This window comes from Peptostreptococcus stomatis DSM 17678, from assembly GCF_000147675.1.
Taxonomy (GTDB): domain Bacteria; phylum Bacillota; class Clostridia; order Peptostreptococcales; family Peptostreptococcaceae; genus Peptostreptococcus; species Peptostreptococcus stomatis.
Map to the genome: position 1 here is coordinate 1 of NZ_ADGQ01000065.1, position 16071 is coordinate 16071.

The following is a 16071-nucleotide window of genomic DNA, read 5'->3' on the forward strand; positions in this document are numbered from 1 at the left end:
GCATTGCTTGTATTAATTTTGAAAGGAGGTTTATATGGATATTCAAAATTTTGTATCTGGAGAAATACGCAAAGGTGATAACTATGAATTTTTCTTGCCAAGTCGAATAAACCATAGTTGGAGATGGGATAGTTATCACTTAAATAAGTTATTAGAAAAAGCTAACCTATCCTTAGGTGGATTGGCTAGTTATTCAGAGTTAATACCAAACATTGAAATATATATACAATTACATATAAAAACTGAAGCACATAACTCAAATAAAATTGAGGGTACAAAAACAACTATTGAAGAAGACTTAATGAAAGTTGAAGATGTTTCTCCTGAAAAAAGAGATGATAGAATAGAGGTACAAAACTATATTAACGCAATGAATCTCGGAATAGAAAAAATAACTGTAGAAAAGTTCCCATTTAGCACACGCCTTATTAGAGATTTACACTTTGAACTTTTGAAAGGTGTCCGAGGACAAAATAAAACACCTGGAGAATTTAGAAAAAGTCAAAATTGGATAGGAGGATCATCTCCATCTAATGCAATGTATGTTCCTCCTAGTAAAGAATATTTGGATGATTTGCTGACTGATTTTGAATTTTTTATTAATAATGACAGCTTGGAAATACCAATATTAGTAAAAATAGCACTTCTTCACTATCAGTTTGAAACAATCCATCCATTTTTAGATGGGAATGGAAGAATTGGTCGATTAATAATACCTCTATTATTATTGGAAAACAATATACTAACTAAACCATGTTTTTATATATCCAATTATTTAGAAAAGAATAGAACTCGTTATTATGATGCTTTAAATAGAGTCAGAACAGAAAATGATTTGATAGGTTGGATTGTATTCTTCCTAGAAGCAGTAATTGAAACTTCTGAAAATGCTAAAAATAAATTTAATAAAGTGGTAAAGCTTGTTGATGAATATAGGGAATATCAGTTTAAATTAAAGGGAAAACCAGAAAATATTGCCAAGATTTTTAATGCTCTATATAATGACCCAGTTCTCTCAATTTCTGATATGATCCAAATAACTGGACTTTCAAGAAGTACCGTGTCATCTATAGTTCGTGAAATGGAAAAAAAACAAATTCTTTATGAACTTACAAATTATTCTAGAAATAAACTCTATTTGCTACGAGAATATTTTATAATTTTTGCTGAGTAAAAAATATAAGGCAGGATATGCCAGTATTCTGCCTATTTTTACACCCATATAACGAACATATGTTTTTTTATAAAGGAGGTATTGATGATAGAAAAAATTTGTAAATACATAGAAGAACAAGAAATTTTAGTTGATGATTGCCCAGAACTTAGTAAATTTAGAAAGGCAGCTCTTTACTGTAATATAAATAATAGAAATTTAATACTCCTTAGCCCTGAATTTCATAATAGAAATTTAAAAGAACAGGCTGAAATACTAGCTGAAGAATGTGGGCATTTTGCTACTAGTGTTGGAGATACATTTGTCTGCCCAAATACTTATGCTTCAAAACTATCAATATCAAAAAGCGAACAAAAGGCCACTCTATGGGGGGCTAAATATTTTATTGATGAACAAGATTTAAAGAAATATATCTTGATATCTACCAGTGTAGAAGAGCTTACAGACTACTTAGGTGCTACAGATAGGATGTTATATGACTATTTATACTCACTTAAGCATATGGGACAATATTGGCAGCTTAATGAAAGATTGCTTTTAGACCTATATAAATTACCTAATTTAGTGATTATAGATAAACAAGATTTAGAGAATGGAGTTGATATATATGAGGAACCCTAATGGATATGGTAGTGTGTATAAATTATCAGGAAATAGAAGAAACCCCTGGGCTGTTCGTATAACCACTGGATGGGATTTTGATGCAGAAAAAGGCAAGTCTAACCCTATTTACAAATTTATAGGATACTACAGAACACAAAAGGAAGCTATTATGGCACTGGCCCACTACAATGAATCGCCTTATGATATTTCAGCAAAGACCCTTACTTTTGAAGAGATATATGACAAATGGTCAAACATACACTTTGAAAAAATATCAAACTCAAATATAACAGGATATAAAGCTGCATATAGAATTTGTGAGCCTATAAAAGATATGATTTTTTCTGAAATTCGCCTTGATCAGCTACAAAACCTTGTAGATAAATCGGGGAAGAATACCCCAACCCTTAAAAAGATAAAAATCATGCTAGGGCTTATGTATGACTATGCAGTAATTCACGATATAGTTCCTGTTGAGAAAAGGGAAAAAGTGAGGTATTTAGATATCTCTAAGCCTGGAAATCCTAATTCTTATACCAGGACTAAATTTTCTAGTGCTCAGATAAATAAGGTCTGGTCTGCCAAAGATGATGATATCTACTATAGTGTGGTTTTGATGATGTTATACTCAGGTGTAAGAATCGGGGAGTTACTTGAGGTCAAAAAGTCAGATGTTCACCTTGATGAACAATGGTTTTTTATAGCTAAGTCAAAAACTATGGCAGGAATCAGGGAAGTGCCTATCGCTGACAAAGTGCTGCCTTTTTTTGAATATTGGATGGGTAGAGATGGGGAGTATTTAATTTCTACTCCTGAAGGTGATAGCATGACCTATGATAGATTTTATAGAACACACTGGAAAGCTTTGATGTCGTATTTGGATATAAAACATACCCCTCATTGTACTAGATATACTACTATATCAAGTCTTACGCAGGCTGGTGTAGATGATAGAATTATTAAGCAGATCGTGGGACATAGTGGGAAGGACGTTACTGAGATTGTTTATACTAAAATTGATATGGATGTTAAGCTTGAAGCTATAAATAGAATTTAGGTGGTTTTATGGACAGAAATCAATATATAAATAATTATATTAAAGATAAATATGATAGACTTAGTTTACTTTTACCTAAAGGCCTAAAAAACGATTTAATGACCCTCTGTGGCGATTTAAATATATCAGCTAACGAATATATCAAATCACTTATAGTAAACGACCTACAAGGTGGAAAATCCGTCCTATTCTCTAATAATGGGCATGGAACAGTTGACAAAGAGCTTTTAGATAAGTGGCAAATTCCTAATAAATATAGGCCTATGATAGAAGTCGCAAGCTACTCTAAGGATGATGGCTATTTTGTAAGACTAAAAGATGGATATATAAATGACTTTACCGGGACCAGAATTATACATGTCAATAAATTAAGCGAAATGAGATTAACTATAAATAAGAGTCGCAAGGCAAATTTATAAGTTTCATTTTTGGAGACCTGTTATACGTATAACAGGTTTTTTACTCTAAATTTTTGTTACTAATGCGTTTCTAATGTGTTACTAGTTCATATAAAATATGACAATCTTATATAATCTTATACAAACTTTTAAAATCCGTACAAACATTGAAAAACCTCGGCATACATTGGTATACCGAGGTTTGAAGTGTTTTTAAAATATTGCCAATCGCTACCTCTTTGAGAACTGAGGTGCTCTTCTGGCAGCCTTAAGACCGTATTTCTTTCTTTCCTTCATTCTTGGGTCTCTTGTTAAGAAACCTTCAGCCTTTAGCGTTCCTCTAACTTCGTCTTCTGTCTTTAACAAAGCTCTAGAGATACCGTGTCTGATAGCACCAGCCTGACCAGTGTATCCTCCACCTTCAACTGTTACGATTACATCGTACTTGTTTTCGTTTCCAGTTATCACAAGAGGCTGCTTTACGTCTCTTATTAGAGTTTCGTAATTGAAGTATTCTTCTAAGTCTCTTCCGTTTACTTTTATGTTACCTTCTCCAGCTACTAATCTAACTCTAGCTACAGAATGTTTTCTTCTTCCTGTTCCGTAATATTGTACATTAGCCATTAATCAAATCCTCCTCTCGATATCCTACTTATACGTTTAAAACCTGTGGGTTCTGTGCTGCATGTGGATGTTCAGTACCTCTGTAAACTCTTAGTCTAGTCATCATTCTATCTCTAAGCTTGTTCTTTGGAAGCATACCGCTAACTGCGTGAGCCACAACTTCTTCTGGCTTCTTTTCCATCATTTCCTTATAAGATATTTCCTTTAACCCACCTACATAACCTGTATGATATCTGTAGTATTTCTGAGTAAGCTTCTTTCCTGTAAGTACTACCTTCTCAGCATTTACTACTATAACAAAGTCTCCACCATCAACATGTGGTGTAAATGTTGGCTTGTTCTTTCCTCTTAATATTGTTGCGATTTCAGTTGCTAAACGACCTAATGTCTTGCCTTCAGCATCAACTACATACCAGTCTCTCTTAACGTCTGCTGGCTTAGCTATATAACTCTTCATAAAGACCCTCCTTAACTTTTCATTCGTATTTTCAATTGCATATATGTAAAGTCCGGGGCATCGTGGACTTATTAACGCATTCTCATATATTTTACTCCCATATAAGTAAAAAGTCAATGTTTTTTCGTCCAATATTCAAGGTTTTTCATGATTTTTTCTTGACCTTTTCCTTTGTAGTCGATTTTTACCAATAATATGATTTATCTCACCTGATAATAAAGGATAAAATTATACCTATTATCCCCTATTTACAAGCCTAGAGGCCCTTTTTTCACAAAAAGAGAACCCATTTTCTCTATTATATATAATAGCTAGCTAATGAGTTCCACTTTTTCTTCTTTATATATTAGTCCATCATATGGAGGAAGAGTCCACACCTGACCTTTGGCTCAAACCATGTTGACTTGGCCGGCATTACCCCATCCATATCCGCTACTGCCATTAGCTCTTCGATACCTGTTGGATATAGGGCAAAACCTAGTCTCATGCCTTCTTCAACCCTCTTTTCTATTTCACCTAGACCCCTTATACCACCTATAAAGTCTATCCTCTTGTCCTTTTGTGGCACATCTATACCCAAGATTGGCTCTATTAATAGGTCGTGTAGTAGGCTGACATCTAGGAGGTCGATGGCCAGATTTTCACTTGTCTTCTTTATTGTATCTATGATTTCATCCTTCACCCTAAGTCTATACCAGACTCCATCCACATACATGCTATATTCATACTTTTCCTTTGGCTTGTAGGCCTTGTCTACCTGGTCTATTTGAAATTTTTCACCAACCAGGTTTCTAAAAGTCTCAAAGTCATGTCCATTTAGGTCTTCTACCACCCTATTGTAGTCCATTACATACAGGCTATTTTTTGGAGCTATCATGGCAAGGTAGTAGTTAAATTCTTCCTGACCAGTGTAGTCTCCTACTTCCTTCCTCATTTTTACAGCATAGTTCTCAGCTGCTGCAGTCCTGTGGTGGCCATCTGCAACATAGAGATTGTCTATGCCCTTGAAGGCCTCAACCAAGTCTTCCATTTCCTGACCGTCTAACTTCCATACAGTATGGCCTACCCCATCTTCTGATACAAAGTCATAGATGGGTTTTTCTCGCATTTTGTTGGCCATTATAGCCTCTACCCTGGCATCATCCCTATAGGTAAGGAGTATGGTCCCTGTATTTGCCTGACAGGCCTCTATATGCCTAGTCCTGTCCTCAACCTTGTCTGGCTTGGTATGCTCGTGTTTTTTAATTGTCCCATCTAGGCTCTCATCAACAGCTACACAGCCCACTATACCTACCTGGGCCCTGTCATCCATGACCTCCCTGTATATGTATAGGGCTGGTTCGTCCTCTTTTACAAAGACTCCCTCATCTATAAAGGTCCTCAGGTTTTGGCCTGCCTTGGTATAGACCTGGTCAGAATGTATGTCTGTCCCCTCTGGAAGGTCAATCTCTGCCCTATCTATCCTCAGGTAGTTATATGGGTTGCCCTGGGCCATTATCCTGGCCTCTTGGGTATTCATTGTATCGTAGGGTAGGGCTGCAACCCTGTCTACATATTTTTCATCTGGCCTTAAGGCCTTAAAGGGTCTCAGTGTAACCATATTAGGCCTCCTTATGATAATTTACTATAATGTCTGCTATTTCGTAGCCAATTCTCTCCTGGGCTTCCTTAGTGGCAGCCCCTATATGAGGTGTAACTGTTACCCTTGGATGGGTAACCAATTCTGTCATTGGCATAGGCTCATTTTCAAAGCAGTCTAGGGCTGCACCTGCTATCTGACCCTCGTTTATGGCTCTTAGGAGGTCATTTTCGTTTACTATACCACCCCTGGCACAATTTAGGAAAAATGCTGTATCCTTCATCTTTTCAAATTCTTGCCATCCAAACATATTCTTAGTCTGGTCTGTAAGTGGTGTATGAACTGTTATATAGTCTGCCCTCTCAATTATATTGTCCAGGTCTGTGTAGCAAAAGTCCTCCCTGGCATCCTGGTATTCCATAACATCAGTGTAAAGAATCTTCATGCCTAACCTATGGGCCTTCTCAGCTATATTTCTAGCTATCCTACCATATCCTACCAGGCCAAGAGTCTTGCCATGTATTTCGCTACCCTTCAGGTTTTTCTTGTCCCACTTACCATTGTTCAGCTTTATATTTGCTATCTTCACATTTCTTGCAAGCACTAGCATCTCACACAAGACTAGCTCTGCAACTGCATTTGTGCTTGCCCCTGGTGTATTCCTTACCATGATGCCCTTAGTCTCTGCATAGTCGACATCTATATTGTCCAGACCTACACCACCCCTGATGATTAGCTTCAAACGTCCTGTTTCTAACGCCTCATCGATTATATTCTTTCTTAGCTTTGTTGCTGACCTGACTACTATCACATCAACTTCTTTTATCTTTTCTTTTAATACTTCTTCTTCATAAAACTTTTCTTCAACTTCAAAACCTTCATTTACTAAATTATTTATTGCATTTCTATCCATACCATCTGTAACTAATATCTTCATCATTTTATTATCCCCCTGAACTAAATCATATCTATTACTACTTACTTAAATTTTCACCTGTCATTTTGCTTTTTTGAAAACCCTAATCAATTTCGAGTCAAAAATCCTATGAATATTATTAAATTTAGGACTATAAAGATACTTTTATTGATTAAAAGCCTAAAATTTCGTCTATTGTATCCAAAAGATACTGAATATCTTCTAACTGGTAGTCACCCATATGAGATATTCTAAATGTTTTTTCTTTTAAATCGCCGTAGCCATTTGCTATCTGCATTCCTTTTTCCATTAATTTTGAATTTAACTGTGATATATTTATATTTTGAGTGTTCTTTATGACTGTTAGTGTATTTGATAAATGATTTTTGTCAGTGAATAATTCGAAGTGTTTTTGAGCCCAGGCCCTAACTAGGTTGGCCATTTGCTCATGTCTCTTGAACCTCTTGTCCAAGCCCTCTTTTAAGATATTGTCAAGTTGATAGTCCATCGCAAACATATGTGATAATGAAGGTGTTGAAGGGTATTGATAATTCTTTTTCTTAAGATACTTATACATTGCTAGTAAATCGAAGTATGTTCCTCTGAATTCTACTGTTTCAGCCCTCTTGATTGCCCTTTCAGAGAATGTACATATTGCCATTCCTGGGGGTAGTCCCAAGGCCTTTTGAGTTGATGTTATCAGGATGTCTATCCCTAGCTTGTCAACCTCAATCTTTGCCCCGCCTGCTGAACTTACAGCATCTACACAAAAGATTACGTCTTTATACTTGTTTACTACTTTAGCTATTTCTTCAATCGGATTTGTTATCCCCGTAGAAGTTTCGTTGTGCTGAACTGCAATTAAATCATACTGACCGGTTGCTAGAGCAGCGTCTACCATTTCCGGTGTGATTGCCTTACCCATATCCACATTATACAAGTCTGCCTTGACATTGTTTGTCACTGCCATCTTATACCATCTATCTCCAAATGCACCACAGGAGAACACAGCTGCCTTTCTGGATGTGCAGGATCTGATAGCACCTTCCATTAGGCCCGAACCGGACGATGTGGACAATAGTATCTCACTTTCTGTATAGAATAGTTTCTGTAGCTTCTTGCTAACGCTTTCTTGTAAAGCACTCGCATCCTTTCCTCGGTGACCAATCATTGGCGTCGCCATTTTTTCTAATACATCTGGCATGACGTCTATTGGACCGGGAATAAATAGTTTCCTAGCCATTACTCTAACCTCCTTTGCTAGATTTTAAATTATCTATATTCTAAACCCATATGGCCTATCTGTCAATACAAAAAATGAAATTTCTGATTTTTTTATTTCAAAAGTCTCATTTTTATAACTATTATCTGATTATCTTTATTGTTTTATGCGTAAAAATATAGACCTTGAAGCCTTTTATAATTCGGCCTAAAGGTCCATTTTGTATATCTTTACTATTATCTAAGCCTACTTTTAGCCCCTATTACTAAAAAGACTTGTGCTTTTAATCTTGCAAGATTAAAACCATAACTTGAATAGAGAAACTATATGTTTTTTAGGTCCTCTGGATAGTCAACCCCTACCAAAAATAGGCCTTGTGGTGGGGCTGTATGACCTGCCCTAGCCCTGACTCCAGACCCTATAATATCTCTTAGGCTTTCGGTAATTTTCCCCCTGCCTATGTCTACCATAGTTCCTGCTATTATCCTGACCATATTATAGAGGAAGCCGTTACCTTCAACTTCAATGACTATCAGGTCACCCCTTTTGTAGATATCAGCCCTGTATATGGTCCTAACCGTTGACTTGATGTCAGATCCACTGCTCATAAAGCCCTTAAAATCATGCTGGCCTAGCAGGTGTATTATCTCTTCTTTCATCCTATCAAGGTCAAGGTCATACTTGACCTGGTAGGCAAAGTCCTTCAAAAAGGGACTCCTGATCCTTGATGGGTATATCTGGTACCTATAGGTTTTTTTGTGGGCTGAATGCCTGGCATGAAATTCAGACTTGACTTCTTGGGCCCTTAGGACTGCTATATCCTTGGGTAACCTGTTGTTTAGGACCTCTGGTATCTTGTCTACCGGTATGGTTGTATCCACAGTAAAGTTTGCCACCTGGCCTAGGGCATGGACCCCCGCATCAGTCCTACCAGACCCTGTGATGTTTATATTTTTTTTATTAAAAGCCTGTGTACAGGCATATTCCAATTCTCCCTGTATACCTGGTGAGTCTGGTTGCTTTTGCCAACCACAATACCTGGTTCCCTCATAGGCCACTACAAGCATTATATTTTTCTCTGCCATAATTATCCTTCCTCTTGACTCCTATCCTTGGATATTTTTCTCCAAGTTTCCCCTTTAACTGCATATATTATACCACACTTATGACCTGGAGAATAGTTGTTTCAAAGACTCTCTAGTCTATTGCCCGCTTGATGCCCCCTCTTATATAAAAATAAGTCAGTTAAAATTAAGTTTTTGTGGTAGAATAGTAGTATGGCCGTAGATTAGCATGCGTGAAACTTCACCTTTTTTCTGGAGTATCATGTTAAAATACACCTGTAAAAAGGTTGAGATATAAAGTCTTATGAGCAATCTATCGCCCAAAGAGGAGTCTTTAATAAAAAGTGAAATAGGCATTTATGGTAAGTAGAAGTATTTCCACCACGATATAAAACTTGGCATAATCCTAACTCACCCTTTCACTTAGCGCCAGACTGTAGAAATACAGTTAACGAGGACAGGGTTATCGAAAATTCGGCGGATGCCCTGCGGTGAACTAGCATCGATAGAAAATTTATAAAAAGCAGGAGTGATCCTGTAACAGAGGACTTTTTCGTCTAGTACTCTTCTTTAGAAGTAAAATTTAGGAGGAAGTAATAGAATGTGTGGAATTGTAGGTTATTTTGGAAAGAAGAATGCAGCAGACGTCATTGTAGACGGCCTAGCTAAGCTGGAATACAGGGGCTACGATTCTGCTGGTGTTGCTGTAAACACCGGTAGTGGTCTTGAAATCAGAAAGTTCCAGGGAAGGCTAGCTGTACTTTCAGATAGCTTAAAAGAAAAAAATATAGAGGGTCATATTGGTATAGGTCACACTAGGTGGGCCACTCATGGTGAACCATCAGATGCCAATTCCCATCCCCACTTCAATGAAGCAGGTACTTTGGCAGTAGTTCACAATGGTATCATTGAAAACTACCTGGACCTAAGAACTGAACTTGAAGCTGAAGGGGTAAAATTTAGGTCAAAAACCGATACAGAAGTAGTTGCCCACCTATTGGACAAGTACTATGAAGGAAATCTACTCGATGCAGTATATGCAACTATTGCTAGGTTAAAGGGTGCCTATGCTCTTGGAGTTGTATCTGCAAATGACAAGGATGAGTTGGTAGCAGTTAGAAAGGACAGCCCACTAATAGCTGGTATAGGCGATGGTGAAGCCTTTATAGCTTCTGACATACCTGCTATCCTTAAGTATACAAGGGATGTATACTACCTGGACAATGGAGAAGTGGTTCATATAAAGGGTGGGGACATTAAGATTTACAACTCTGATAGGGAACTGGTAAACAAAAAACTTAATCATGTTGACTGGGATATTGAAGCTGCTGAAAAGGGTGGCTATTCTTGTTTTATGGAGAAAGAAATCTTTGAGCAGCCAAAAGGCATAAAGGAAACTCTTGAGAGAAGACTAGACAAGGACGGAAAAATTGTTCTTGATAGTATAAAGATGACTAAGGAAAACCTGGAAAATATAAATAGGATTTATATAGTTGCTTGTGGTACTGCCTACCATGCAGGTGTCCTAGGCAAGACTGCTATGCAGAAGTTGATGGGATTACCAGTAATTACTGATATAGCATCAGAATTCAGGTACAATGATAACTTTGTAGATGAACATTCCCTAGTAATCCTAGTTAGCCAGTCTGGAGAAACTGCAGATACTTTGGCTGTACTTAGGGACTCAAAGTCTAAGGGGGCAAGAATCCTAGCCGTGACAAATGTAGTTGGTTCATCAATAGCCAGAGAAGCTGATGATGTCTTCTATACTTGGGCAGGTCCAGAGATAGCAGTAGCCTCAACTAAGGCCTACACTACTCAGATCATTTCCCTATATATGATAGCCCTTAATTTTGCCCTGGAAATGGGCAAGATTAGCCAGGACTACTATATGGATATGATTAATAAGATGACTGACCTACCAGAAAAGATTGAGGCAGTACTTGAAAATATGTCTGACATAGAAAAGATTGCTGATGATATAGTAAATAAGCATAATGCCTTCTTCCTAGGTAGGGGTATAGACTACGCCCTGGCAATGGAGGGTTCTCTAAAACTTAAGGAAGTATCCTATATCCATGCCGAGGCCTTTGCTGCCGGCGAATTAAAGCACGGTACTATAGCCCTAATTGAAGATGGGACTCCAGTAATAGCCCTAGCTAGTCAGCATGACCTATATGAAAAGATGGTCTCAAATATGGAAGAAGTAAGGGCCAGGGGTGCCTATGTGGTGGCAATTACCCAGGAAGGTAATACTGGTGTAGAAAAGGTATCTGAAAGGGTTATTTACATACCTAAGACAGATGACCTCCTATCACCTATTGTAGCTGTTATACCAATGCAGATACTAGCCTTAATGGTATCTAGCAAGAAGGGACTAGACGTCGACAAGCCAAGAAACCTTGCCAAGTCAGTAACAGTTGAATAATTGGATTAGAATAATTTTATTATTCATAAATTTAGGTTCTATAAAATATCATAATATTGTAATATTGATGGTAATAAAAATACCTCAAAAGTCATCAAGATTGGATTGACCAAAAAAGTTAGACTTTATTTACTATTAACTTAAAAGATCTTTGTGGCACCTAAGGTGAAACCAAAAATCACCTTAGGTGCTTATTTTTCACATAAAAATATATCCATAATACAATATCAACAATAATAAAAAATAAATTTTGCGAGTTAATTTTTCGTAAATTGCAATAATAAGTTGAACATTGATAACTAAAAATCCATATCACGAAGTTGTCTGTCGATATATAAGGTCAAGCTCATCTTCGAAGACTTCATCCGGTGTACGATAATTTAGTATTTTACGTGGCAAGCTGTTACACCATATTTCTATGTCAGCAATATAGTCTACATCAAAGTCACTGATACGTTTACCTTTCGGTATAAATCTTCGTATAATACCATTATGACGTTCATTAGTTCCTTTTTCGCATGACGTATATGGATGTGTATAGAAAACAAGCGTCTCGGACAATTCTTCAAGTTCAGATAACCTTGAAAACTCAGAGCCATTGTCTGTCGTGATTGTCTTGAATACTTGACTGAAATGCTCGCTATGTGTTTTTTGAAGAACATGAAAGGCTTCCATCACAGAGTCTGCATAACGATTCTTGATCGGAAGCATCCAGTATTCGTGGCTTTTACGTTCAGCAAGAGTGAGAAGTACTTGATCGTTTCCAGGTTTTTGTCCAACCACTAAATCTGCTTCCCAATGCCCAAACTCTTGACGATTTTCAATTTCTTTTGGACGTTCTTCAATACTGCGACCAAGCTTTTTCTTGTTTTTGCGAATGCGATGAGCTTTGGTATTTCTTTTTAGTTTCTCTGGAAGATTATGGTTACGTGTATCCATTAGATCAAGGTCAACGTAACGATACAGTGTTTTGGTGCATACAAGTTCACAACCGTCAAATTCGCCGCTTTGCAGGGCTCTTCCGACACAAGCATCCAGAGACCACTTATCCTCTCTGATATGTGAGTCTACATAGGCAAGGAAAGCTGCCTTTTCTAGGTTATCAAGGTGTCTGCCGCAGGCAAGACGATTCTGCTGGTACTATCTTTGCCTTGTAACGCTTAACATTGCCTCTATACAAGGAGACAGTACCTCTGCGTATCTCATTACGAACAGTGTTTGAAGCACAGCCGATTTCTTTGGCGATTTTGTTAGCTGACCATCCATCTTTCAAGCGAATCTGAATCAAAACTCGCTCATCATAAGAAAGATGTTTCCCTTTTTCGTGTTTAGTTGTGGTAGAATATACATGATCCATAGTGATAACTCCTTTGGTTGATTGTTGATTTGACACCTACATTCTACCACAGAAGTATCGCTATGGATTTTTTATTTAATTGTTCAACTTGATTATACAATCAACCAAAATAAATTGTATCGATATTAAATAAAAATTTGAAAAATTCAGAAAAAAATATTTGACAATAGGTATTTTGTATTGGTATAATTTTTATAAGATAAAAGAAAATTTCGTGCATACATAAGATTTTTATTTTTTCGTAAATTGCAATAATAAGTTGAACATTGATAACTAAAAATCCATATCACGAAGCTGTCTGTCGATATATAAGGTCAAGCTCATCTTCGAAGACTTCATCCGGTGTACGATAATTTAGTATTTTACGTGGCAAGCTGTTACACCATATTTCTATGTCAGCAATATAGTCTACATCAAAGTCACTGATACGTTTACCTTTCGGTATAAATCTTCGTATAATACCATTATGACGTTCATTAGTTCCTTTTTCGCATGACGTATATGGATGTGTATAGAAAACAAGCGTCTCGGACAATTCTTCAAGTTCAGATAACCTTGAAAACTCAGAACCATTGTCTGTCGTGATTGTCTTGAACACTTGACTGAAATGCTCACTATATGTTTTTTGAAGAACATGAAAGGCTTCCATCACAGAGTCTGCATGACGATTCTTGATTGGAAACATCCAGTATTCGCGGCTTTTACGTTCAACAAGGGTGAGAAGCACTTGGTCATTTCCGGATTTTTGTCCAACCACTAAATCTGCTTCCCAGTGCCCAAACTCTTGACGATTTTCAACTTCTTTTGGACGTTCTTCAATACTGCGACCAAGCTTTTTCTTGTTTTTGCGAATGCGATGAGCTTTGGTATTTCTTTTTAGTTTCTCTGGAAGATTGTGGTTACGTGTATCCATTAGACCAAGGTCAACGTAACGATACAGTGTTTTGGTGCATACAAGCTCACAACGGACAAATTCGCCACTTTGCAGGGCTCTTCCGACACAAGCATCCAGAGACCACTTATCCTCTCTGATATGTGAGTCTACATAGGCAAGGAAAGCTGCCTTTTCTAGGTTATCAAGGTGTCTGCCGCAGGCAAGACGATTCTACTGGTACTACCTTTGCCTTATAACGCTTAACATTGCCTCTATACAAGGAGACAGTACCTCTGCGTATCTCATTACGAACAGTGTTTGGAGCACAGCCGATTTCTTTGGCGATTTTGTTAGCTGACCATCCATCTTTCAAGCGAATCTGAATCAAAACTCGTTCATCATAAGAAAGATGTTTCCCTTTTTCGTGTCTAGTTGTGGTAAAATATACATAATCCATAGTTGTAACTCCTTTGGTTTATTGTTGATTTAACACCTACATTCTACCACAGAAGTATAGCTATGGATTTTTTATTTAATTGTTCAACTTGATTATACAATCAACCATTTTTATTTTTTGTTCTTAAAATTCATTAAATTATAAGTAATAAAATATGAGGAGGTATTTCTATGAATAAAAAATTATTGAAAGTAGTTGGTACTTGTTTTGTATTATTGTTTAGCATTTCGTTTGGGATTACGTTAGTTTATGCTGATTCCAATAATTTGCAACAATCAGAAATCGTAGGAGTTAGAGAAAATGATATTTCTAGTGATGTAAAAAGTGTAGTCGAAGAATTTATACCAAAAAATCTTTCTTTTATGTTTTCTTCAGATGACTATAGTCTGATTGATACAAACTCAAAAAAGTATTTAGAGTTCCTCAAGTTAAGAAATGACTACAGAAAGAAAACTTTGAATTCTACAGGAATTAAAGAACAAGATCTGGAGTACGTTAATTATAGCGATTTTCAGTATAAAAATATCAAAAAACTAGACGAAAATATGCTAGAATTAAGTGTTAGTGCAAAAAAAACAACGAAATATAAAGATGATGATATTGTAGGCACATCGGTATTTAATTACATTATCAGATTGCATAAAGTGGATGACTTATGGAAAATTTGGTCAGCAAGTTCAGATGATGAAATAACAAACCCATTTGATTCAAAGAAAAAAATAGATATAATTCAGATTGCAGGAATCCCTGATGAAGATTTTCGTTTAAATAAAGTCGATGATGCCATACACAAGATGAAGCTTTTTTATAATTTTGAGATGGAAAATTATTTCAATCAAAATAATAATTATGAAAATGGAAAATTATTAAATCAAGATGTTAAATATATTCGAAATGTGGAATTAAAAGCGACAAATGGATATGTAAATAGAGATGCAATGTATAACTATATGATGAAATATGCTCATAATTATAACGATGATTATAAGATTTTTACATATGATTGTGCAAATTTTGGTTCTCAAATATTATTTGAAGGTGGAGCTCGTACAGGCGGGGGAGCCATAATGGATGGACAATATAGGCTATGGGATACGAAAAATGGTCCTAAAAATTCCAAAGGATATGGTCATGCGTGGACTGTAGCAAAGTATCTTAGAGGATATATAATTAGAAATACATCAAATGTTGGACCAAGAGGTCATGTAATATCATATGGCTCAAAATTGAAGAAAGGTGATTTTTGTTTCCTAGATTTATATAAAAATGGTGGAATTTCGCATACTACAATTGTATCGACACCTGGTCCAAATTTTAGAATTTGTTCGCATACGCATGATCGACGCAATGAGAGAATTAATGATATTCATCCTGCTGGAAATAATGGTGATTATAGATCATATGTTACCTTAACAGCTTTGTATTAAATAATATACTATGGAGAATGCTCATATGAAAAAAAGGAAAGTCTTAACAGTTTCATTGATTGTATTTGTCTTATCTTATCTTCTACTACATATAAATCCATCAATGGCAATAAGAACGCGTTTGATTACACTAGGACAGATAAGATCCATCAGTTTACTATTTTCTGATATAGAAGAAGACGACTTTCATAATAAATTAGATGAAAAAGTTGCTAAAAAAAATAACGGAAAGTTTTATGTAATCATAAATGAAAAATCTGATTCAATATTAAGAAAACCTTATTCGTGGTTAGTTACTAAAAAGTATTTTTTATATTTTGCTCAACCATTTGGTAAATCATAAATTTTAGAGTTTATTCATAAACGCTAGTTTATAAAGATACGAAATTTACAAACGCTTATTTAACACTGATAGAAAGGGACTTTTATAAGTC

Annotated in this window: 13 protein-coding genes and 2 pseudogenes; 7 read left to right on the plus strand and 8 right to left on the minus strand. The window is 36.2% G+C overall.

Annotation, left to right across the window (positions count from 1 at the left end):
- The first annotated feature begins 34 nt into the window (after window positions 1-34).
- The 4 genes from HMPREF0634_RS07370 (at window position 35) to HMPREF0634_RS07385 (ending at window position 3253) form a co-directional block, all read left to right on the plus strand.
- Window positions 35-1174 carry a Fic family protein gene (locus tag HMPREF0634_RS07370; protein ID WP_007790459.1) on the plus strand — a complete coding sequence of 380 codons (1140 nt, stop codon included), beginning with the start codon at window positions 35-37 and terminating at the stop codon, window positions 1172-1174.
- A gap of 84 nt (window positions 1175-1258) precedes the next feature.
- Window positions 1259-1795: a hypothetical protein gene (locus HMPREF0634_RS07375; RefSeq protein WP_040565895.1), complete on the plus strand. Its 537-nt coding sequence runs from the start codon at window positions 1259-1261 to the stop codon at window positions 1793-1795.
- Window positions 1782-2834 carry a tyrosine-type recombinase/integrase gene (locus HMPREF0634_RS07380; protein WP_007790464.1) on the plus strand — a complete coding sequence of 351 codons (1053 nt, stop codon included), beginning with the start codon at window positions 1782-1784 and terminating at the stop codon, window positions 2832-2834. The genes HMPREF0634_RS07375 and HMPREF0634_RS07380 overlap by 14 nt, the downstream gene beginning before the upstream one ends.
- An 8-nt stretch (window positions 2835-2842) precedes the next feature.
- Window positions 2843-3253, plus strand: a complete 411-nt coding sequence (locus tag HMPREF0634_RS07385; protein ID WP_040565896.1) for a hypothetical protein — start codon at window positions 2843-2845, stop codon at window positions 3251-3253.
- A gap of 210 nt (window positions 3254-3463) precedes the next feature.
- Here the strand turns inward: HMPREF0634_RS07385 and rpsI are convergent, their stop codons facing one another.
- From rpsI to truA, 6 genes are all read right to left on the minus strand, one after another.
- Window positions 3464-3856, minus strand: a complete 393-nt coding sequence (gene rpsI, locus HMPREF0634_RS07390) for a 30S ribosomal protein S9 (protein WP_007790480.1) — start codon at window positions 3854-3856, stop codon at window positions 3464-3466.
- A gap of 28 nt (window positions 3857-3884) precedes the next feature.
- Complete coding sequence (gene rplM, locus HMPREF0634_RS07395; RefSeq protein ID WP_007790467.1) at window positions 3885-4313, minus strand: 50S ribosomal protein L13; 429 nt, start codon at window positions 4311-4313, stop codon at window positions 3885-3887.
- Window positions 4314-4659: 346 nt separating this feature from the next.
- Window positions 4660-5913, minus strand: a complete 1254-nt coding sequence (locus tag HMPREF0634_RS07400) for a DUF1015 domain-containing protein (protein ID WP_007790474.1) — start codon at window positions 5911-5913, stop codon at window positions 4660-4662.
- Window position 5914: 1 nt separating this feature from the next.
- Window positions 5915-6832 (minus strand): D-2-hydroxyacid dehydrogenase, encoded by a 918-nt coding sequence (locus HMPREF0634_RS07405; RefSeq protein ID WP_007790453.1) that lies wholly within the window; start codon window positions 6830-6832, stop codon window positions 5915-5917.
- A 148-nt stretch (window positions 6833-6980) separates the two neighbouring features.
- On the minus strand, window positions 6981-8051 hold the full coding sequence (locus tag HMPREF0634_RS07410; RefSeq protein WP_007790461.1) for a pyridoxal-phosphate-dependent aminotransferase family protein: 1071 nt from the start codon (window positions 8049-8051) through the stop codon (window positions 6981-6983).
- 302 nt (window positions 8052-8353) lie between these two features.
- Window positions 8354-9115, minus strand: coding sequence for a tRNA pseudouridine(38-40) synthase TruA (gene truA / locus HMPREF0634_RS07415; protein ID WP_007790477.1), 762 nt, complete (start codon window positions 9113-9115; stop codon window positions 8354-8356).
- Between the two features lie 580 nt (window positions 9116-9695).
- Between truA and glmS the strand changes: the two genes are divergently transcribed.
- The gene (gene glmS, locus HMPREF0634_RS07420; RefSeq protein ID WP_007790470.1) at window positions 9696-11522 is read left to right on the plus strand and encodes a glutamine--fructose-6-phosphate transaminase (isomerizing); all 1827 of its coding nucleotides are present in this window, start codon (window positions 9696-9698) and stop codon (window positions 11520-11522) included.
- A 312-nt stretch (window positions 11523-11834) separates the two neighbouring features.
- Here the strand turns inward: glmS and HMPREF0634_RS07425 are convergent.
- Together HMPREF0634_RS07425 and HMPREF0634_RS07430 are read right to left on the minus strand one after the other, a co-directional pair.
- Window positions 11835-12879: pseudogene (locus HMPREF0634_RS07425) on the minus strand (IS30 family transposase).
- Between the two features lie 286 nt (window positions 12880-13165).
- Window positions 13166-14210, minus strand: a pseudogene (locus HMPREF0634_RS07430) (IS30 family transposase).
- A gap of 170 nt (window positions 14211-14380) precedes the next feature.
- Here HMPREF0634_RS07430 and HMPREF0634_RS07435 point away from each other — a divergent pair.
- The gene (locus HMPREF0634_RS07435) at window positions 14381-15637 is read left to right on the plus strand and encodes an amidase domain-containing protein (RefSeq protein WP_040565897.1); all 1257 of its coding nucleotides are present in this window, start codon (window positions 14381-14383) and stop codon (window positions 15635-15637) included.
- 25 nt (window positions 15638-15662) lie between these two features.
- Window positions 15663-15980 (plus strand): hypothetical protein, encoded by a 318-nt coding sequence (locus HMPREF0634_RS07440; protein WP_040565898.1) that lies wholly within the window; start codon window positions 15663-15665, stop codon window positions 15978-15980.
- Window positions 15981-16071: the final 91 nt, after the last annotated feature.